At 72.5% G+C, this 22,876-nt stretch carries 3 protein-coding genes; all 3 read left to right on the forward strand.

What is annotated here, in order from left to right; translation table 11 throughout:
• The first annotated feature begins 102 nt into the window (after nucleotides 1–102).
• From AABA78_RS36995 to AABA78_RS37005, 3 genes are read left to right on the forward strand one after another with little or no spacing between them, the layout of a single operon-like run.
• On the forward strand, nucleotides 103–3,435 hold the full coding sequence (locus AABA78_RS36995; RefSeq protein ID WP_338270189.1) for a non-ribosomal peptide synthetase: 3,333 nt from the start codon (nucleotides 103–105) through the stop codon (nucleotides 3,433–3,435).
• Nucleotides 3,422–21,295 carry a non-ribosomal peptide synthetase/type I polyketide synthase gene (locus AABA78_RS37000; RefSeq protein ID WP_338270190.1) on the forward strand — a complete coding sequence of 5,958 codons (17,874 nt, stop codon included), beginning with the start codon at nucleotides 3,422–3,424 and terminating at the stop codon, nucleotides 21,293–21,295. The genes AABA78_RS36995 and AABA78_RS37000 overlap by 14 nt, the downstream gene beginning before the upstream one ends.
• Nucleotides 21,292–22,854: a pyridoxal phosphate-dependent decarboxylase family protein gene (locus AABA78_RS37005; RefSeq protein ID WP_338270192.1), complete on the forward strand. Its 1,563-nt coding sequence runs from the start codon at nucleotides 21,292–21,294 to the stop codon at nucleotides 22,852–22,854. Before AABA78_RS37000 ends, AABA78_RS37005 begins: the two co-directional genes overlap by 4 nt.
• Nucleotides 22,855–22,876 lie beyond the last annotated feature (22 nt).

Consider the following 22,876-nt stretch of genomic DNA (forward strand, 5'->3'; position numbering starts at 1 on the left):
CAAAACCCGCTGTCCACTGGCCCTGTCGGAGCCCGGGATGTTTCGTGAGACATTCGCGGGGTTCTCAACGTTTTCATGCCCTCCAGGGCGATGATGGAAACCATGACGTCACCCTCGGACGACAAGCGGGCCCTGCTGGCGAAGCTCCTCCAGGAGAAGGTCGCGGCCCCCAGGCGCGCTCCGCTCTCCTTCGCGCAGGAACGGATGTGGTTCCTCGAGCAGTGGAGCCCGGGTGGAGCGTCGCTGAACATGCCGGTGGCCGTGCGGCTCACGGGCGAGCTCCAGGCGCCGGTGCTCCAGCGCGCGCTCCAGGCGCTGGTGCTCCGCCATGAGGCGCTGCGCACCACCTTCTCGCTGGCGGACGGACGGCCCGTGCAGGTCGTCGTCCCCACGCTGGAGGCGGCGCTCCCGGTGGAGGACCTGGAGGCGCTTGCCCCGCCAGAGCGGGAGGCCCGGGCCGTCCAGCGCGTCGCGGAGGTGGCCCGTGAGCCCTTCGACCTGGGACGGGGGCCGCTGTTCCGGGCGCGCCTCTTCCGGCTGTCCGCGCGCGAGCACCTGCTGCTCTTCGCCATGCACCACGGGGTGTCGGACGCCTGGTCCATGGGCGTCGTCGTCCGCGAGCTGACGGCGCTCTACGCGGCCTTCCTGGAGGGGAAGGCCTCCACTCTGCCGCCGCTGCCGTTGCAGTACGGCGACTACGCCGGCTGGCAGCGCCGGACCCAGGAGGGCGCGGAGGCGGAGGCGCGACTCGCCTGGTGGCGCGAGCGTATCGACGCCCACGCGCTGCTGGAGCTGCCCACGGACAAGCCGCGTCCGGCGGTGCTGGGCACGCGCGGCGCGCGCGAAGCGCTCCAATTGCCCGCCGCGCTCACCGCGGACCTCAAGGCCTTCGCCCGGAAGGAAGGCCGCACGCTGTTCGTCACCCTGCTGGCCGCGTTCCAGACCCTGCTCCACCGCTACACCGGCCAGGAGGACCTCGCCGTCGGAACGCCCGTGGCCAACCGTCCCCGCGCGGAGCTGGAGGGGCTCATCGGCCTGTTCGTCAACACGGTCGTCCTGCGCACGGACCTGTCGGGCGCCCCGTCGTTCCGGGAGCTGCTGGCGCGGCTCCAGCCGGTGGCGCTCGACGCCTTCGCCCGCGAGGAGCTCCCCTTCGAGCGGCTGGTGGACGCCCTCAAGCCGGGCCGCGACCCGAGCCGCGCGCCCCTCTTCCAGGTGATGTTCGTCCTCCAGAACGCACCGCTGCCGCCCCTGGAGGCGCCCGGCCTGCAACTGGAGGCGCGTCCGGTGGACACGGGCTCCGCCCAGTTCGACCTGACGCTCATCGCCGAGGACCTGCCCCAGGGGCTGCGCCTCACCGCAGAGTACGCCACGGACCTGTTCGAGCCCGGCACCGTCCGCCGGATGCTGGCGCACCTGAGCCGCCTCCTGGAGGGCGCCCTGGCCGCGCCGCAGGAGCCCCTGTCGCGGCTGCCCCTGCTCACCCCGGACGAGCGCGAGCAGGTGCTGGGGACGTGGAGCGGCGGCAATGCGCCCTACCCGCACGAGGACGGCCTGCACACCCTCTTCGAGGCCCAGGCGCGCCGCACGCCCGACGCCGTCGCGCTCAGCTTCGAGGGGGAATCGCTGAGCTTCCGGCAGCTGGACGCTCGCGCCAACCAGTGGGCCTGGCACCTGCGCGGGCTGGGCGTGGGGCCGGAGACGTACGTCGGGCTGTGCGCCTCGCGTTCGTTCGACATGGTGGTGGGCATGCTCGCGACGCTCAAGGCGGGCGGCGCGTATGTCCCGTTGGATCCGACCTATCCCGCGGCGCGGCTGGCCTTCATGCTCCAGGACTCCGCCGTGAAGGTGCTGCTGGCCCACCGGCCCCTGCTCGCGGGACTGCCTCCCGCGCCGGGCGCGCGCGCGGTGTGCTTCGAGGACGGGGCCCCGGACGCGGACACCTCGCGGGCGCCCCCTGGAACGCCGCTACCGGACGGCCCCGCCTACGTCATCTACACCTCCGGCTCCACCGGCCAGCCCAAGGGCGTCGTGGCCACGCACCGCGCGGCCTGCAACCTGGTGGTGCACGAGGCGCGCGTCAGCGAGCTGGGCCCGGGCTCGCGCGTGCTCCAGTTCTCCAACCCCGGCTTCGACGTGTCCGTGGAGGAGATCTTCGCCACCCTCACCGCCGGCGGCACCCTGTGCCTGGCGCCGGTGGAGCGGCTGATGCCCGGCGAGCCGCTGCACCAGCTGCTGAAGCAGCAGGCCATCACCGTGCTCAACGCCACCCCCACGGCGCTCGCGGCCACCGACGCCACGGGCCTGCCCGCGCTGCGCACCGTCTTCTCCGGCGGCGAGGCGTGCACCGCGGAGCTGGTGGCGCGCTGGGGCGAGGGCCGGCGCTTCATCAACGGCTATGGCCCCACGGAAGTGACGGTGACGGCCACCGCGACGGAGGTCCGCCCGGAGGGCCGCGCGCCGCCGCTCGGCCGCCCCATCCCCAACGTGCGCGTGTACGTGCTGGACGCGCGGCTGTCGCCGGTGCCGGTGGGCGTCCCCGCAGAGCTGTGCGTGGGCGGCGTGGGCCTGGCCCGCGGCTACCTGAACCTGCCGGGCACCACCGCCGAGCGCTTCGTGCCGGATCCCTACGCGTCGGAAGCCGGCGCACGCCTCTACCGCACGGGAGACCGGGTGCGCTGGCGGGCGGACGGGGAGCTGGAGTTCCTGGGCCGGCTGGATGGCCAGGTGAAGCTGCGGGGCTTCCGCATCGAACTGGGAGAGATTGAAGCGGCGCTGCGTCAGCACACCGCGGTGGAGGAGGCCGCCGTGCTCATCCAGGACACGCCCGCGGGGGGCCAGCGGCTCGTCGCGTGGCTCGTCCCGGCCACGGCGGGACCACCGCCCACCGCGAAGGCGCTGCACGTCTTCCTCCAGGAGCGGCTCCCGCCGCACATGGTGCCGTCCGCCTTCGTCGCCGTGCCCGCGTTCCCCCTCACCGCCAACGGCAAGCTGGACGTGCGCGCGCTGCCGCCGCCCACGTCCGGGCAGCTGGACTCGGGGCGCACGTTCGAGGCGCCGCGCACGGAGCGGGAGGAGCAGCTGGCCCGGCTCTGGAGCGAGGTGCTCCAGGTGGAGCGCGTGGGCCTGGATGATCCGTTCTTCGAGCTGGGCGGCAACTCGCTGCTCGCGCTGCGGCTGCACCAGCGGCTGCGCGCGGAGCTGGGCGTGGAGCTGCCGCTGACGGTGCTCTTCCAGCACTCCACGGTCCGGGCCCTGGCGGAGCGCATGGCGCAGGGCGGTGGCTCCGACAGCGGCGCGAAGTCCGGACGCGACCGGTCGCGCCGGCGGCAGGCGTTCGCGCGCAGGATGGTGGCCGCGCCCGCGCGGGACGAGGACGACCCGGACCTGGAGCCGGAGCTGGACCTGGAGCGGGACGGGGATGGCGATGTCTGAGGAGACGGCGGACACGGTGGAGCGCATCGCCATCGTCGGCATGTCGGGACGCTTTCCGGGCGCCCCCACGCTCGACGCCTTCTGGGACAACCTCCGGCGCGGCGTGCACTCCCGGCGCGAGCTGACCGAGGCGGACCTGGAGCAGGCCGGGGTGCCCAAGGCCCAGCGCGAGCGGCCGGACTGGGTGCGCGCCGCGTATCCGCTGGACGCGCCCACGCACTTCGACGCGGGGTACTTCGGCTACAGCCCGCGCGAGGCGGAGGTGCTGGATCCGCAGCAGCGCGTCTTCATGGAGACGGCGCTGGAGGCCCTGGAGGACGCGGGCTACGACCCGGAGCGCTTCCCGGAGGCCATCGCCGCCTTCGCGAGCACCAGCACCAGCTCGTACCTGTTCCAGGCCCTGCTGCGGCGCCCGGAGCTGTTGCAGACGGTGGGCCTGTACAACCTGTCGCTCGCCAACGACAAGGACTTCGTCGCCACGCGCACCTCGCACCGGCTGGGCCTGCGGGGGCCGAGCGCCACCGTGCAGACGGGCTGTTCCAGCGCGCTGGTGGCGGTGCACCTGGCCTGTCAGAGCCTCCTGTCGGGTGAGTGCGAGATGGCGCTCGCGGGCGGCGTCTCCGTGGCGTTCCCGCAGGCGGCCGGGTATGCGTACCAGCCGGGGATGATCATCTCCCCGGACGGGCTGTGCCGCGCGTACGACGCCCGCTCGCAGGGCACCATCTTCGGCTCGGGCGTGGGCGTGGTGGTGCTCAAGCGCCTGTCGGAGGCGGTGCGGGACCGGGACACCATCCATGCGGTCATCCTGGGGTCGGCCGTCAACAACGACGGCTCCGCCAAGGCGGGCTTCACCGCCCCCAGCGTGGAAGGCCAGGCGGCCGCCATCGCGGAGGCGCTGGGCGTCGCGGGCGTGGAGCCGGAGGACCTCCAGTACGTGGAGGGGCACGGCACGGCGACGGCGCTGGGCGACCCGGTGGAGGTCGCCGCGCTCAACCAGGCCTTCGGCGGCGCTCGCTCGGGCACGCGGCGCTGCGTGCTGGGCACCGTGAAGGCGAACATCGGCCACCTGGACTCCGCCGCGGGCGTGGCGGGGCTGCTCAAGACGGTGCTGGCCCTGAAGCACGCGGTCATCCCGCCCACGCCCCACTTCCAGCAGCCCAACCCCGCCATCGACTTCGACGGCGGCCCCTTCTTCATCACCGCCGAGCCCCGGCCGTGGGACGGGGCGGTGAAGCGCCGGGCCGGGGTCAGCTCGTTCGGACTGGGAGGCACCAACGTCCACGTCGTGCTGGAGGAGCCGCCGCGCGCGAAGGTCGCCGGCACCCGGCGCGCGTGGCACGTGCTGCCGCTGTCCGCGCGCACGCCCCGGGCGCTGGACGAGGCCACCGCGAGACTCGCCGCGCACCTGGAGCGCGCTCCGGGCCTGGAGCTGGCGGACGTCGCGTCCACGCTCCAGCGGGGCCGCCGCACGCACGAGCACCGGCGCGCGCTGCTCTGCCGGGACCTGGAGGATGCGCGGGCCGCGCTGGCGGATCCGCGCCGCCACCTGGGGGGCTTCAGCGTGAACACGCGCCGCCCCGTGGTGTTCCTCTTCCCGGGCCACGGCAGCCACCACGTGGACATGGGCCGCGCGCTGTACGCAGCCGAGCCCGTCTTCCGCAAGCACCTGGACGCGTGTCGTGACGCGCTGGCCGCGCACCTGGACCGAGACCTGCGCTCCGTGCTGTTTCCGGATCAGGCAGTGCAGGAGGCCGAAGCGCTGCTGGAGCGGATGACCTTCGCGCAGCCCGCGTTGTTCGCGGTGGAGTACGCGCTCGCGCAGCTGTGGCGCTCGTTCGGCGTGGAGCCGGAGGCCATGGTCGGTCACAGCACGGGCGAGTACGTGGCCGCGTGCCTCGCGGGCGTCTTCTCGCTCCCGGACGCGCTGGCGCTGGTGGCCGCGCGCGGACGCCTCATGGACGCGCTGCCTCCTGGCGGCATGCTGTCGGTGTCCCTGCCGGAGGACGCGCTCGCACCGCTGCTGCCGCCGGGGGTGTCTGTCGCGGCGGTGAACGCGCCCGCGCTGGTCGTGGTGGCCGGGCCTGCCCCCTCGCTGGAGGCACTGGAGGCGACGCTGGCCGCCCGGGGCGTGAGCACCCGGCGGGTCCGCGCCCTGCACGCGTTCCACTCGGAGGCCGTGGAGCCCATGGTGGCGGGCTTCCTCCAGGAGCTCTCGCGCGTGCGCCTGTCGCCGCCGAAGCGGCCGTACGTCTCCAGCCTGACCGGGACGTGGATCACCGCCGCGCAGGCCACGGATCCACGAACCTGGGCGCGCCACCTGCGCGAGCCCGTCCGCTTCGCGCAGGCCGCGACCCCGCTGCTCGGGGGCGCGGAGCGGCTCTATCTGGAAGTCGGTCCGGGCCAGGCCCTGGGGACGTTCGTCCGGCAGTGCGCGCCCGCGGGCAGCCCTCCTACCGCGCTCACGTCACTGCCCCGCCCACGCGATGGCCAGGACGCGCACCTGCACCTGACGGAGACCGCCGCACGGCTGTGGCTTGCCGGCGCCTCCATCGACCTGGCGACGCTGTACGGCAAGGAGCCCCGCCGCCGCGTTCCGCTGCCTCCCTACCCCTTCCAGCGGGAGCGCTTCGACCTGCTCGCGGTCGCGTCCGTTCCGGGCGCCCGGCTTCCAGCCTTCGCCGTGTCCGAGGTCCCCCGCGAGGACGTCACGCCCGCGCTCGAGTGCGCGGTGCCCACGTGGCAGCGCGTCGCGGGCGCCCCCGTCCCCCGATTCGACGCTCAGCGCTGGCTGGTGCTCGAGGACGCGAACGCCCCTGGCGGCAGCATCGCGCGGCGGCTGGAAGCATTGGGCGCGGACGTGCTCGCGCTGGGACCGGGCGCGTCCTGGGCACGGCTCGAGGCGCGATGGGCGGCTGGCTCAGGGCCGGAGCACGTCGCGTTCCTGTGGCCCCTGGCTCCGGCGGAGGGCCCGGGCGCGGTGGACCGCGTGCTTCACGGGCTGCTGGAGCTGGCGCGGCGGTTGGGGCTGGCAGCGGTCAAGCGGCCCGTGACGCTGGCCGTGCTCACGTGCGGCGCTCAGGACGTGACGGGCGAGGAGCCCCTGCGCGCATGGCAGGCCACCGTGACCGGCGTGTGCCGGGTGCTGTCCCAGGAGTCCCCGGGGCTGCGCTGCCGCGCCATCGACGTGAGCGCGCCACGGCCGGAGGAAGGTCCGCGCTGGGCGGAGCGGCTGGTGGCGGAGCTGGGCGCGGGTGGACCGTCCGTGGTCGCGCTGCGTGGGCCGCACCGCTTCACGGAGTCGTTCGAGCCGGTCGTCCCGCCACGCGCGGCGACATCCCCCTCGCCCTTGCGCGAGGGCGGTGTGTACGCGGTCCTGGGGGACCTGGAAGCCGGAGGCCTCGCCGTGGCCGAGGCGCTCGCCACCACCGCGCGGGCGCGGCTGGTGCTGCTGACCGATACCGTGCCACAGGCCTCCCTCCTGGCGCGCCTCGGGGGCCTCGAGCGCGCGGGGGCGCAGGGCATGCTCCTCGCGCCGATGGGCGCGGGTGAGCCCGAGCCGCTCCTCCAGGGGCTGCTCGCCGCCGAGGCCCGCTTCGGTGCGATCCACGGCGTCTTCTTCGTGCCGGAGGGCACGGCGGGCGCGGCCAGGCAACTCCTGGCGGAGGCCACTCCCGAGGCGTGGGCACCTGTCTTCCGCTCCCGCGTGGGAGTGCTGGGCGCGCTGGCCGGGGCCCTCCAGGGGCGTGCCCCGGACTTCGTGACGGTGTGCTCCTCGCTGACGGCCGTGGTGGGAGGCGTGGGGCGTGGCGTGCTGGCCGCCGCGCATGCCGCGATGGACACCTTCGCGGCGGAGCAGAACCGGGGCCCGGGCCCGCGCTGGTACGTGGTGGACCTGGATGCATGGCGGGAGGAGGTCATCCCGATATGGCTGGGCCTGCTCGCCGCCTCGGCTCAAGGGGGACGCTGGTGGATCTCCCGCGGCCCGCCGCGCGCGGAGGAGCCGGAGGCCGGTGGGACTTCCGGGACGGCCGCGGATCCGACGGACGGCTCCCGGCCCCGGGACACCGGACGGCATCCGCGCCCGCCGCTGGCGACGCCGTACGTGGCCCCCCGTGGGGACACCGAGCGCCGCGTGGTGGAGCTGTGGCAGGAGATGCTGGGCATCGACGCGCTCGGCGTGGACGATGACTTCTTCGAGCTGGGCGGCCACTCGCTGCTGGCCACCCAGGTGCTCGCGCGCGTGAGGTCCGCCTTCGCCGTGGAGCTGCCCCTGCGCGCGTTCTTCGAAGCGCCCACGCCCGCGAGGCTCGCGGAGCGCGTGGACGCCGGAGCCGCCGGCTCATCCGCGAGCGTCCTCCCGCCGCTGATGCCCGTGCCCCGCGACGGACAGCCCCTGCCGCTGTCCTTCTCCCAGCAGAGCCTCTGGTTCCTCGAGCAGCTGCACCCGGGAGGCAGCGCCTACAACATGCCGTCCGCCCTCCGCCTGGAGGGCCGCGTCGACATGGCCGCGCTGGAGCAGGCCTTCACGGAGCTCGTCCGCCGGCACGAGGCGCTGCGCACCACCTTCCACGCGGACGGCGGCGCGCCCCTGCAGCGCATCCACCCGCCGACGGCCTTCCGGCTGGCGGTCCTGGACGTGTCGTCCCACGGCGCCCCCGAAGCGGAGGCGCATCGGCTCGCGGCGGAGGAGCAGCTGCGTCCGTTCGACCTCGCCGCGGGGCCCCTGCTGCGCGCGGTGCTGATCCGCCTGGGAGAGGCGCGGCACGTGCTGGTGGTGACGATGCACCACATCGTCTCCGACGGCTGGTCGCTGGGCGTGCTCGTCCGGGAGATGGTGGCGCTCTACCAGGCCTTCGCGTCCGGACAGCCCTGCGCGCTGGCCCCCCTGCCGGTGCAGTACGCCGACCATGCCGCCTGGCAGCGCGCATGGCTTCAGGGCGAGGCCCTGGAGTCGCGGATCCGCTGGTGGCGTCAGCAGCTGGAAGGCGCTCCTGCGTTCCTGACGCTGCCCACCGACTTCCCGCGTCCGCCGGTGGCGTCCTTCCGGGGCGACGCGGTGCCCGTCGCCATGCCGCGCGCGCTCTCCGAGTCCCTGGCCGCGCTGTGCCAGGCCGAAGGCGTCACCCCGTTCATGGCCCTGCTGGCCGGCTTCCAGGTCCTGCTCGGCCGCTACTCGGGCCAGGACGACGTGAGCGTCGGCAGCGCCATGGCCGGCCGCCGCTTCGCGGAGCAGGAAGCGCTCATCGGCTTCTTCGTGAACACGCTGGTGTACCGCACGCGCCTGCACGCGGACCCCACGTTCCGCGAGCTGCTCGCCCGCGTGCGAGACACGACCCTGGAGGCGCACGCCCATCAGGACCTGCCCTTCGAGAAGCTCGTCGAGGCGCTGCGTCCGGAGCGGGACCCTTCGCGCTCGCCGCTCTTCCAGGTGAACTTCACGTTCCAGAACATGCCCATGGGCACGCTGGAGGCGCCGGGGCTGCGCTTCGAGCCCATCCCCCTCGAGGGTGGCACGGGCCGCTTCGACCTGACGCTGGTGCTCACCGACACGCCGCGGGGCCTGACGGGCGTGCTGGAGTACGCCAGCGACCTGTTCCGTCCGGGGACGGCGCTGCGTCTGGTCACCCAGCTGCACGTGCTGCTGGATGCGGCACTGCGAAGCCCCCACCTGCGGCTGTCCGAGCTGCCCCTGCTCACGGACGCCGAGCGCCGTGAGCTGCTGGTGGACTGGAGCGCCAGCGACGCGGACTTCCCACGCGAGGCGAGCCTGCACTCGCTGTTCGAGGCGCAGGTCCAGCGCACGCCGGACGCGCGCGCGGTCGTCTTCGAATCGCAACACCTCACGTACCTCCAGCTGGACACGCGCGCCAATCAGATCGCGCACCAACTGCGCGCGCTGGGCGTCGGCCCCGAGGTCATCGTGGGGCTGTGCGTGGAGCGCTCGGTGGAGGGCGTGGTGGGGATGCTCGCCATCCTCAAGGCGGGAGGCGCCTTCCTCTGCCTGGATCCTGCCCACCCCGCCGCGCGACTCGCGCTGATGCTGGAGGACTCGGGGCTCCAGGTGCTGTTGACCCAGGACGCGCTGCTGGACGTGCTGCCCCTGTCCTCGTCCTGCGTGCCGTGCTGTTTCGACACCGACGCGGCCGCCATCTCGCGCCGCCCCACGACGCCACCGCAGGTGGAGGTCCACGCGGGGCACCTGGCCTACGTCATCTACACCTCGGGCAGCACGGGCCGGCCCAAGGGCACGCTCCTCGCGCACCGGGGTCTGTGCAATTCGGCGCTCGCGGCCGTCAGGGCCCATGACCTGTCCCCCACGCGCCGCGTCCTCCAGTTCGCGTCCCCGACCTTCGATGCCGCCGTCCTGGAGACCTTCGCGCCGCTGCTCGCGGGCGCCACGCTGGTGCTGGCCCCCCGGGAGCGGCTGCTGCCGGACGCGCCCCTGCGAGCGCTGTTGACCGAGCAGGAGATCACGACGGTCACGCTGACGCCGTCGGTGCTGGCACAGTTGACGTCCGAGGACCTTCCCAGCCTGCGCACCGTCATCTCCGCGGGCGAGGCCCTGTCTCCGGAGATCGCCCGGCGCTGGAGCGAGGGCCGCACCCTGCTCAACGCCTACGGTCCCACCGAAGCCACTGTCTGTGCCTCCATCACGCCAGGGCCTGTCCGAGCCGACGCGCCCGGCATCGGCAAGCCGTGGCCCAACACGCGGCTCTACGTGCTGGACGCGCACCTGCGGCCGGTGCCCGTGGGCGTGCCCGGGGAGCTGTTCATCGGGGGCGTGGGACTGGCCCGTGGCTACCTGGGCCGTCCGGAGCTCACCGCGGGGCGCTTTGTCCCCGACCCCTTCGGCACGGAGCCCGGCGCCAGGCTGTACCGCACCGGAGACCGCGTGCGCTGGAGACAGGAAGGGGACGTCGAGTACCTGGGCCGGACCGACCTCCAGGTGAAGCTGCGCGGCTTCCGCATCGAGCTGGGAGAGGTGGAGGCCGCGCTGCAAGCGCACGCGGCGGTGCTCCAGGCCGTGGCCCTGGTGCGCGAGGACGCACCGGGGCTGCCCAGGCTGGTCGCGTACGTGGTGCCCACCGGAGACGGGCCCCCGGACGTGGCCGAGCTGCGCGCGTTCCTCCAGCAGCGTCTGCCGGAATACATGGTGCCCGCGACGCTCGTCGTGCTGGACGCGTTACCGCTCACCTCCAGTGGCAAGGTGGACCGTCAGGCCCTGCCTTCACCCGAGCTCCGCGCGAGCGGTACTCCGGGCCATGTGTCCCCGCGCACGCCCACGGAAGTGCGGCTCGCGGCGCTCTGGGCGCCGCTGCTCCAGGTGGAGCAGGTGGGCGCGGAGGATCACTTCTTCGAGCTGGGAGGCCATTCGCTGCTGGCCACCCAGCTCGTCTCCCGGATCCGCGCGGACTTCGGCGTGGAGCTGGCGCTGCAAGCCCTCTTCGAAGCCCCGACGCTCTCCGCGCTCGCACGCAGGCTGGACGCCGCCCGGCCCGAGGACGCCTCGCACGCACCGCCCCTGCTCCCGGTGCCGCGCACGGGCGCCCTGCCGCTGTCCTTCGCGCAGCAGCGCCTGTGGCTCATCGAGCAGATCGAGCCCGGTGGCACCGCCTACAACATCCCCACGGTGCTGCGCGTCCGCGGACGTCTGGACCGGAGCGCGCTGGGCAGGTCCTTCAGCGGGCTCGTCGAACGGCACGAGTCCCTGCGCACCGTCTTCGCCACGCACGACGGCGAGCCCGTGCAGGTCATCCAGCCTCCCACGGAGTTCGCGCTCCCAGAGGTGGACCTGTCGGACGCGCCGAACGCGGAGCGCGCGGCCCGGGTCCGGCAACGCGCCGAAGCGGAGACGCAGCGTCCGTTCAATCTGGCGGAGGGGCCGCTCCTGCGAGCCCTGCTGCTGCGAGTGGGCGAAGAGGAGCACGTGCTGGTGGTGACGATGCACCACATCGTCTCCGACGGCTGGTCCATGGCCCTGCTCGTGCGCGAGGTGGCCTCCCTCTACGCGGCCTTCTCCTCGGGCCTTCCTCCCTCGCTTGCGCCCCTGCCCCTCCAGTACGCCGACTTCGCCTCCTGGCAGCGGCGGTGGCTGCAAGGCGACGTCCTCTCGCGCCAGCTCGACTTCTGGCGCCAGCACCTCCTGGGGGCTCCCGCCCTGCTGGAGCTGCCCACCGACAGGCCCCGCCCCGCCGTCCAGTCCTCTCGCGGCGCGTACGTCCCCGTCCAGCTTCCCCAGCCCCTCACCTCCCGCCTCCTCACCTTCTGCCAGCAGCAGGGCGCCACCCCCTTCATGGCCCTGCTCGCCCTCTGGCAGTTGCTCCTCTCCCGCTACTCCGGCCAGCACGACCTCAGCGTCGGCGCCCCCATCGCGGGCCGCACCCGAGCCGAGACCGAGGGCCTCATCGGCTTCTTCGTCAACACCCTCGTCCTGCGCTCCCGCATCTCCCCTCACCTCTCCTTCCGTCACCTCCTCTCCCAGGTCCGCGCCACGACGCTCGCCGTCTTCGAGCACCAGCACCTCCCCTTCGAGAAGCTCGTCGAGGAGCTCCAACCCCAGCGCTCCCTGCGTCACTCTCCTCTCTTCCAGGTGATGTTCACGCTGAGGAACACGCCGGACGCCGCCATCCAGGTGGACGGGGGCGCGTCCGCGCTGGAGCTGAGTCCAGTGGAGTCGGACGTCGTAGCCGCGAAGTTCGACCTGAACCTCTCGCTGGCGGAGACACCCGAGGGCCTGGCCGGGGAGATCCTCTACCGCACGGACCTGTTCGACGCGGCCACCCTCGTCCGCATGGGCGAACACCTGCGCACGTTGACGGAGGCCGCGCTCGCCGCGCCGGATGCACCGGTGGGCGGCCTGTCCCTGCTGTCCGCCGGGGAACGCGCGCGGTTGCTGGAAGGCTTCAACGCGACCTCGGAGGCCTTCGTCGCGCCGGGCCCCCTGCACGCGCTCATCGAGGCGCAGGCCGCTCGCCACCCGGAGCGGCCCGCGGTGGCCTGCGGTGATCAGGTGCTCACGTATGGAGCGCTGGACACGCGCGCCAACCAGTTGGCGTGGCGGCTGCGCGCGCTGGGCGTGGGGCCCGAGGTGCGCGTCGGGCTGTGCCTGGAGCGCTCGGTGGACATGGTGGTGGCCCTGTTGGGGGTCTGGAAGGCCGGGGGTGCGTACGTCCCGCTGGAGCCGTCCCAACCCGCGCGGCGGTTGCGGTCCCTGGTGGAGGAGGTCGCGGCGCCCGTCGTCGTGACCGCGTCCCGTCACGCGGAGGCCTTCACTTCGCTGGCCACGCAGGTGGTCCGGATGGACACGGACGCGCAGGAACTCGCGGCCCAGCCACGGGAAGCGCCCATCCACGGCGCCACCGCGCGGTCCCTGGCCTACGTCCTCTTCACGTCGGGCAGCACGGGCCGGCCCAAGGGCGTGGCCGTGGAGCATGCCCAGCTCTTCCAGTACGTGCGGGCCGCCACCGAAAGGCTGCGGCTGGAGGAGTGCGCGAGCTTCGCGCTCGTCTCCACCTTCGCCGCGGACCTGGGCAACACGGTCCTCTTCCCCGCGCTGTGCACGGGAGGCCTGCTCCACGTGCTGCCGCAGGAGCTGGCCAGCAGTCCCAAGGAGGTGGCCGCGTACTTCCAGCGTCACGCGGTGGACTGCATGAAGATCGTCCCGTCGCACCTCGCGGCGCTGCTGACGGCGGCCGAGCCCTGTCACGTCCTGCCCCGGAGGAAGCTGGTGCTGGGAGGCGAGTCCTCCTCGCCGGCCCTGCTGGAGCAGGTGCGCGCGCTGGCGCCGCACTGCGAGCTGTTCAACCACTACGGCCCCACGGAGACGACCGTGGGGGTGATCGCGGGTCCTGTGGAGGTCCAGCCCCAGGCACCGGTGCCGCTGGGCCGGGCCCTGGCGCACACGCGGCTGTACGTCCTGGACGAAGGGCTGCGGCCCGTACCCGTGGGCATCCCGGGCGAGCTCTTCATCGGAGGCGCGCAGGTGACCCGCGGCTACCTGGGACGGCCGGAGCTGACGGCGGAGCGCTACCTGCCGGACGTGCACAGCCCGCTGCCAGGCGCGCGCATGTACCGCAGCGGGGATCGGGTGCGCTGGCTGCCGGACGGGCGCGTGGAGTTCATCGGTCGCGCCGACTTCCAGGTGAAGGTGCGCGGCTTCCGCGTGGAGCCGGGAGAAGTCACCACGGCCCTGAGCGAGCACCCCGCCGTGAGGGAAGCCTGGGTCGTGGCGCGTGAGGACATGCCCGGGGCCCCGAGGCTCGTGGCCTACGTCGTGAGCACGGCGGAGCCCGTGCCCGCCGGGGAACTGCGCGCCTTCCTCCAGCAGCGGCTGCCGGCCTACATGGTGCCAGCCGCCTTCGTGCACCTGGAGGCGATACCGCTCACCTCGAACGGCAAGCGGGATCGCAAGGCCCTGCCCGCGCCGGAAGACACGACCCGCGAGGCGGCCTTCATCGCCCCGCGAACCCCCACCGAGGAGCGGCTCGCGGCCCTGTGGGCCGGGCTGCTGCGCGCGGAGCGGGTCAGTGTGGAGGAGGACTTCTTCGAGCTGGGAGGCCACTCGCTGCTGGCCACGCAGGTGGTCTCCCGGGTCCGCCAGGCCTTCGACGTGGAGCTGCCGGTGCGAGCCCTCTTCGAAGCGCCCACCGTGGCCGCGCTCGCGGCGCGCATCGACTCCGCCGCGCGCACCCAGGCCCCCGTGCTGCGTCCCGTCCCGCGCGATGGAGATTTGCCCCTCTCCTTCGCCCAGCAGCGCCTCTGGTTCATCGACCAGCTGCAGCCGTTGAGCGCCGCCTACCACATGCCCACCTTCGTGCGGCTGGTGGGTCCCCTGGATGAGGCCGCGTTGCAGCGCGCAATGGATGAGCTGGTGCGTCGTCACGAAGCCCTTCGCACCACCTTCGTCCAGCACGAAGGCCAGCCGCTTCAGCGCATCTCGCCCACCGCGCAGCTGCCGCTCGTCGTCGTGGAGTCAGACGCCCGTACACTGGAGTCGCAGCTGCGCGAGGAGGCTTCACGCCCCTTCCAGCTCGACGTGGGCCCGCTGGCCCGCGCGAAGCTCTGGCGCCTGGGCCCCACCGAGCACGTGCTCGCGCTGACGCTGCACCACATCGTCTCCGACGGCTGGTCCATGGGCGTGCTGGTGCGTGAAGTGGCCGCCCTCTACGAAGCCTTCTCGCAGGGCAGGCCTTCTCCCCTGCCGCCCCTGCCCGTGCAGTACGCCGACTACGCCGTCTGGCAGCGGCAGTGGCTGCAAGGCGACGTCCTCCAGGCACAGCTGGACTACTGGAAGCAGCAGCTCTCCGGCGCCGCTCCGCTGGAGCTGCCCACGGACAAGCCCCGGCCTCCCGTGCAGTCCTCCAACGGCTCGCAGGTGCCCGCCGTGCTGCCGGCCGAGACGTCCAGCCGAATCAAAGCCCTGGCCCTCCAGGAGGGTGTCACGCCCTTCATGCTGCTGCTGGGCGCCTTCCAGGTGCTGCTCTCCCGCTACGCCGGCCAGGAGGACGTCACCGTCGGCTCGCCCATCGCCGGACGTCAGCGCGGAGAACTCGAAGACCTCATCGGCTTCTTCGTCAACACGCTGGTGCTTCGTGCACGCGTTGCCCCCACCCTCTCCTTCCGGGCCTTGCTCGCGCAGGTGAAGGAGACGGCGCTGGGGGCCTACGCCCATCAGGACGTGCCCTTCGAGCGGCTGGTGGAGGAGCTCCATCCTACGCGCGACATGAGCCGCGCTCCGCTCTTCCAGGTCCTCTTCTCCCTGCAAGGCGCGCCCAACACGGAGCCCCTTCGAGAGCAGGCCCTCTCGCTGTATCCCCTGGAGGCGGATACCGCCACCTCCAAGTTCGAATTGCAGCTCATCCTCTCCGACACCCCCGAAGGCTTCCGGGGCACGCTCGCCTTCAACACGGACCTCTTCGAGGTGAGCACCGCCTCTCGCCTGGTCGCGCACTTCGGCCGCCTCATGGACGCGCTGCTGGCTCGGCCTGACGCGCCCCTCGCATCCGTCTCCATGCTCAGCGAGGACGAGCGGCGCCAGGTGCTCGTGGAATGGAACGCCACCGCATCCGACTTCCCACGCGACGCCAGCATCCACTCGCTCTTCCAGGAGCAGGCGCTGCGGACTCCGGATGCCATCGCCGTCGAGGCGGAAGGGGCGACGCTCACCTATCGGCAACTGGATGCGCGGGCCAATCAGCTCGCGCGCTTCCTGCTGACGCTGGACCTGGGCACGGAGCCGCGCATCGGGGTGTGTCTCCACCGGAGCGTGGAGCTGGTGGTGGGGCTGCTGGGTATCCTCAAGGCCGGTGGCTGCTACGTGCCGCTGGATCCTTCCTACCCGGCCCAGCGGTTGGCGTTCCTGCTCGAGGATTCGGGAGTGGCGGCGGTGCTCACGCATCAGTCGCTGACGCCAGTGCTTCCGGAGTCCTCGCGCCCGGTGGTGTGCCTGGACTCCGACGGGGAACGGATTGCACGTCAGCCGGCGGAGGCGCTCCACGCGCCCGTCCGTGCGGAGCAGCTGGCGTATGTCACGTACACGTCGGGTTCGACGGGGACGCCCAAGGGCGTGGCCATTCCCCACCGGGGCGTGGTGCGGTTGTTGATCGGCTCGCGCTTCGTGAAGCTGGGGCCCTCGGAAGTCGTGTTGCAGCTCGCGCCGCTGGCGTTCGATGCGTCGACCCTGGAGATCTGGGGTGCGCTGTTGCACGGCGGCCGGTTGGTGCTCTTTCCCCAGGCGGTTCCGGCGCTGGAGGAGCTGGGCCAGGCCCTGCTCCGGCATCGGGTTTCGGTGCTCTGGCTGACGGCGGCGCTCTTCGACCAGATGCAGCAGGAGCAGCCCCGGGCCCTGGCGGCGGTGGCGCAGCTCCTCGCCGGAGGCGATGTGCTCCCCGTGCCGCGGGTCCGCGAGCGGCTGACCCTGTCGCGCGGCCTCGTGAACGGCTACGGGCCCACGGAGAGCACGACCTTCACCACCTGCCATGTGATGGCTCCCGGAGACGTCGTGGACGGCTCCGTGCCCATCGGCCGGCCCATCGCCAACACCCAGGTCTACGTGCTGGATGCGGCGATGCAGCCCGTCCCCGTGGGAGTGCCGGGCGAGCTGTACATCGGCGGCGACGGCCTGGCGCGTGGCTATCTGGGACGGCCGGCCCTCACCGCGGAGCGCTTCGTGCCGCATCCCTACGCGGCGTTCCCGGGCGAGCGGCTGTACCGCTCCGGGGACCGCGTGTGCTGGAGCGCGGGCGGCACGCTGAGGTTCCTGGGGCGCATGGACTTCCAGGTGAAGCTGCGCGGCTTCCGCATCGAACCGGGCGAAGTGGAGGCGGTGCTGCGCGAGCACGCCGCGGTGACCGACGCAACCGTGCTGGTGCGCGAGGATGTCCCCGGAGACAAGCGACTGGTGGCCTACGTCGTGCCCGCCGAGCTGGACACCGCGCGGCTGCGCGACCATCTGCGCCAGCGGCTGCCGGAGTACCTGGTGCCGTCCGCCTTCGTGACGATGAAGGCGTTGCCGCTGTCGGCCCACGGCAAGGTGGACCGCAAGGCCCTGCCCGCGCCGGAAGCCTCACGCGGCTCCGCGGCAAGCGAGCCTCCGCGCAACGCACTGGAAAGCCAGCTGGTCGCGCTCTGGGAGAAGGTGCTGGGCCGGGAAGGCATCGGCATTCACGATCACTTCTTCGAGCTGGGAGGCCACTCGCTGCTGGCCACGCAGGTGGTCTCCCGGGTCCGCCAGGCCTTCGACGTGGAGCTGCCGGTGCGAGCGCTCTTCGAAGCGCCCACGGTGGCCGCGCTCGCGGCGCGCATCGACTCCGCCGCGCGCACCCAGGCCCCCGTGCTGCGTCCCGTCCCGCGCGATGGAGACCTGCCCCTCTCCTTCGCCCAGCAGCGCCTCTGGTTCATCGACCAGTTGCAGCCGTTGAGCGCCGCCTACCACATGCCCACCTTCGTGCGGCTGGTGGGCCCCCTGGATGAGGCCGCGTTGCAGCGCGCAATGGATGAGCTGGTGCGTCGTCACGAAGCCCTGCGCACCACCTTCGTCCAGCACGAAGGCCAGCCGCTTCAGCGCATCTCGCCCACCGCGCAGCTGCCGCTCGTCGTCGTGGAGTCAGACGCCCGTCTACTGGAGTCGCAGCTGCGCGAGGAGGCTTCACGCCCCTTCCAGCTCGACGTGGGCCCGCTGGCCCGCGCGAAGCTCTGGCGCCTGGGCCCCACCGAGCACGTGCTCGCGCTGACGCTGCACCACATCGTCTCCGACGGCTGGTCCATGGGCGTGCTGGTGCGTGAAGTGGCCGCCCTCTACGAAGCCTTCTCGCAGGGCAGGCCTTCGCCGCTGTCTCCCCTGCCCGTGCAGTACGCCGACTACGCCGTCTGGCAGCGGCAGTGGCTGCAAGGCGACGCCCTCCAGGCACAGCTGGACTACTGGAAGCAGCAGCTCTCCGGCGCCGCTCCGCTGGAGCTGCCCACGGACAAGCCCCGGCCTCCCGTGCAGTCCTCCAACGGCTCGCAGGTGCCCGCCGTGCTGCCGGCCGAGACGTCCAGCCGAATCAAAGGCCTGGCCCTTCAGGAGGGTGTCACGCCCTTCATGCTGCTGCTGGGCGCCTTCCAGGTGCTGCTCTCCCGCTACGCCGGCCAGGAGGACGTCACCGTCGGCTCGCCCATCGCCGGACGTCAGCGCGGAGAACTCGAAGACCTCATCGGCTTCTTCGTCAACACGCTGGCACTGCGCATCCAGGTGGACGGGCAGAAATCGTTCGTCCACTTGTTGCGACAGGTGAAGGAGACAGCACTGGGGGCCTACGCCCATCAGGACGTGCCCTTCGAGCGACTGGTGGAAGAGCTTCAGCCCAAGCGCGACATGAGCCGCGCTCCGCTCTTCCAGGTCCTCTTCGCCCTGCAGAATGCTCCGGCCGCGCCTCTTCGCGAGCAGGCCCTGTCGCTGCAACCCCTGGAGGTGGAGGCCGCTACCTCCAAGTTCGAATTGCAGCTCATCCTCTCCGACACCCCCGAGGGCTTCCAGGGCGCCCTCGGCTTCAACACGGACCTCTTCGAGGTAGGCACCGCCTCCCGCATGGCCGCGCACTTCGGCCGCCTCGTGGACGCGCTGCTGTCTCAGCCGGACGCGCCCCTCGCTTCCGCATCCATGCTCGGGGAGGACGAGCGGCGCCAGGTGCTCGTGGAGTGGAACGCCACCGAGGCCAGCTACCCGCAGGACTCCACCCTTCCGGAAGTCTTCGCTCAAGTCGTCGCCCGCTTCCCGGACAAGCTCGCACTTGAGTTCGGAGACGCGCGCCTCACCTACCGGCAGTTGGATGAGCGGGCCAATCGCCTCGCCCACCACCTGCGCGGCCTCGGCGTCACCACCGACTCGCGCGTGGCCATCGCTCTGGAGCGCTCGCTGGAGCTCGTCGTCGGTCTGCTCGCCATCCTCAAGGCCGGCGGTGCCTATGTGCCGCTGGACCCGAGCTACCCGCGTCAGCGTCTTGAGGCCATGGTCGAGGACGCCCGTCCGCGGCTCCTCCTCACGTCCCGTGCACTCCTGGCGAGGCTCCCTGCGGCATTGCTCTCCTCCGCGACAGCGGGCGGCACGTCCGCCACTACGAAGTCCCATGCGTTGAGCACCGTGGTGCTGGAAGACGTCCAGCTGGAGGACTTGCCCTCCCATGCTCCTGCGTCGTCCGCGCAGCCACTGAGCCTCGCCTATATCGACTTCACCTCGGGCTCCTCCGGCAGACCCAAGGGTGTCGGCACGCCTCACCGCGCCGTCCTCCGTACCCTCTTCGGCACGGGCATCACCCACTTCGGGCCTGACGCGTCCTTCCTGCTGCTGGCCCCCATCTCCTTCGACGCCTCCACCTTCGAAATCTGGGGCGCCCTGCTTCATGGCTCCCGCCTCGTCATCGCCCCGCCCGCTCCTCCCTCCCTCGAGGAGTTGGGCGCCCTGCTTCAGCGCTTCAACGTCACCACCCTCTGGCTCACCTCCGGCCTCTTCTCGCAGATGGTCGACGGCCACCTTGAAGGCCTTCGCACCCTCAAGCACCTGCTCACCGGTGGCGACGTCGTCTCGCTTCCTCACGCGCGCCGCGTCCTCGACGCCCTCCACCTGCCCGTCACCAACGGCTACGGCCCCACCGAGTCCACCGTCTTCGCCACCACCTTCCAGTTGGAAGACGCCTCGTTCCCCGGTGCCTCGCTGCCCATCGGCCAGCCCCTGGCCAATACCCGCGTCTACATCCTCGACGCCCACGGCCTCCCGCTTCCCATCGGCCTGCCCGGTGAGCTCTTCATCGGCGGTGACGGCCTCGCGCGCGGCTACCTTGAGCAGCCCTCACTCACCGCGGAGCGCTTCGTACCCGACCCCTTCTCCTCCTCGCCCGGTGCGCGCCTCTACCGCACCGGCGACAAGGCCCGCTGGCGTCCGGACGGCTCGCTCGAGTTCCTCGGCCGCCTCGACTCCCAGGTGAAGCTGCGCGGCTTCCGCATCGAGTTGCCCGAAGTCGAAGCCGCCCTGCTGCTCCACCCCGACGTGCGCCAGGCCGCCGTGCTGCTTCGCGAGGACGTCCCCGGCGACAAGCGCCTCGTCGCCTACGTCACCGCCCCGGACACCCTCGCCACCTCCAGCCTTCGCGCATTCCTCCTGCGGCACCTGCCCGAATACATGGTGCCCTCCGCCTTCGTGCGCCTGGACACCCTCCCCCTTACCGCCCACGCCAAGCTCGACCGCAGGGCCCTGCCTCTTCCCGACGCCCACGCCTCTCCTCACCCCTACGTCGCCCCGCGCACGCCCACCGAAGCACTGCTGGCCACGCTCTGGGCGGAGCTGCTCCACAAGGAGCAGGTCGGCATCCACGACGACTTCTTCGCGTCGGGTGGCCACTCACTGGTCGCCGTCCGTCTGGCCGCGAGCATCCGCGCGCGGACCGGCAAGAGCCTCCCGCTCGCCGCGCTCTTCCAGGCCCCGACCCTCGAGCAGCTCGCGGCCGTCATTGATGGCGGGCCTGCCCCGACGTCCTCGCTCGTCGTCATCCAGCGTGGAGGGACCCGCCAGCCCTTCTTCTGCGTCCACCCCGCGGGAGGCAACGTCCTCGCTTTCGCGGACCTCGCGCGGCGTCTTGGGCCCGAGCAGCCCGTCTACGGACTCCAGGCACAGGGCCTCGACGGCCGGCTGCCGCCACTGGACTCCATCGACGCCATGGCCCGGCACTACGTCGCGACACTCCGTTCCGCCCAGCCTCACGGCCCCTATCGACTGGGAGGCTGGTCGCTCGGCGCGGTCATCGCGGCGGAGATGGCACGCCACCTCCATCAGGCCGGCGAAGTCGTGGAGCTGCTCACCCTCATCGAGCCCAGCCCGGCCCACGCCGCGATGGGCGATGCCGACTCGGAGCTGGCCCTTCACTTCGCGCTGGACCTGGCCCGCCTCGCCGGACTGCCTCCGCGCCTTCCCGCGCAGGTCATCGAGGGAGGACCGGAGGCACTGCTGCACCACCTGCACGCTGAAGGTCAGCGGACCGGGCTCTTCTCCGCGGAGTCCGGACTGGAGGAGCTCCGCATCCTCCTCCGCGTCTTCACCGCCAACGTCCGCGCGCTCGCGAGGCACACGCTCGCCCCGCTTCCGGTGCCCGTCACGCTCATCGTCGGCGTGGACTCCGGCAGTCCGGACGCGCGCGGCTGGGAGTCCCTTGCTCCCCGCCTGGACGTCGTCCCAGTCCCCGGTGACCACTACACGCTGCTGCATCCCCCCCAGGTGGAGGGGCTCGCGCGCATCCTCGCGCCGCTGTTGGAGCACCCCTCCCCCGCCACCCCCCTTCAACCCGATGAGCCCCCATCCCCGCCGTCCCGCGTGGAAGGAGAGACGCCTTGAGCGCGATACGAGCGACCCCCGCCGCGATGGTCCACGCCGACGTCACCGAGTCCTCCTTTCCGGAGCTGCCCCCGGCCCTGCGGGCCGCCTTCGAGGCCCTGCCCGAGGACGAGGTCCGCTCCCGGCTGGAGGGCTTTGTCACCCTCACGCTTCAGCGGCTGCGGGCCCCTGCCTCCAGCCCCGTCCCCCCGTCCGTCCCCGCCCGTGTCATCGCCAGGGCCTTCGAGGCGCCGCTCCCGGAGGAGGGGCAACCCATCGAGGCCATCCTCGAGGATGTCGCCGAACACGTGATGCCCCACGGACGTGACAAGCGCTCGCCCACGTGGTTCGCGCAGCTGGACGTCCCGCCCACGGACTACTCCGTCTTCAGCGGTCTGCTCATCCGCGCCCTGGCGCAGGACCCCATCACCTTCTCGTCCGCGCGCTCGGGCACGTTCGTCGAGCGGCAGGTCCTCGGCTGGCTCACGTCGCTCGCGTTTCCGGACATCCCCCAGGCCGGAGGCTGCTTCACCTCCGGCGGGACGCAATCCAACTTCCAGGCCCTGCTCATCCTGCGCAACGAAGCGCTGCGCCGCGCGGGGGCGGACGTCAACGCGCTGGGGCTCGTGGAGGCGCTGTCGCGCACGGGCCACCGGGGGATGCGTGTCTTCGCGTCCGAGGCCTCGCACCCCAGCATCTTCGCCGCCGTCCGCCAGCTGGGGCTGGGAGACGCGGGACTGCACCGCGTTCCTACCGACCCGGAGGACCGGCTGTGTCCGAGCGCCCTGGAGGCCGCGCTGGTGGAGGCGCGGCGCCAGGGCCAGCTTCCCGCCGTGGTGGTGCTGACCGCGGGAAGCTCGGGAGTGGGCGCCATCGACCCCTTGCGCGAGGGCATGCGGCTCGCCCGTCAGTACGGCGCGCTCGTCCACGTGGACGCGGCCCACGGCAGCCTGATGCTCTTCTCCCAGCGCCACCGGGGCCTGCTCGACGGCCTCCAGGACGCGGACACCGTCACGCTGGATCCCCACAAGGTGCTGGGCCTCAACGCGCAGCTGGGCGGCCTGCTGGTGCGCGACGCGCGGCTGCTCACGCTGCTGGGCAAGGTGAGCCTGGACTACTTCGTCGCGAGCGAGGTGCCCGACCTGGGCGAGGTGACGCTGGACGGCTCGCGCGCGCTCAACTCGCTGGGCGCCTGGCTGCTGCTGCGCCACTTCGGCCGTGAGGGCTACGGCCGGCTCGTGGACCACCTCTTCGCGCTCGCCCGGGACTTCACGCGGCGCCTGAGGAACAGCGGCTGCTTCGAGCTCTTCCCTGACACGCCGGCCATGAACATGCTCGCCTTCCGCCTCATCCCGAAGGCCGAAGGTGGGACGCCCGAAGGGCTCGCGAGGGAGAACGCGCGCAACGACGCGCTGCTGTCACGGCTGATGCAGAGCCGCAAGTTCGCGGTGAGCTGCTACCGGCACGCCAGCGGCCGCCTGTACCTGCGGGCCGTCTTCATCAACCCGGCCTCCCGGCCTGAACACATGGCCGCGCTGGCCGACGCGCTCATCCAGCTCGCCCGCGAGGAGGCCCGGTAGCCCCGGGCCGTCGGGGGACCCG

Origin of the sequence: Corallococcus caeni (assembly GCF_036245865.1) — a bacterium.
Lineage (GTDB): Bacteria > Myxococcota > Myxococcia > Myxococcales > Myxococcaceae > Corallococcus > Corallococcus caeni.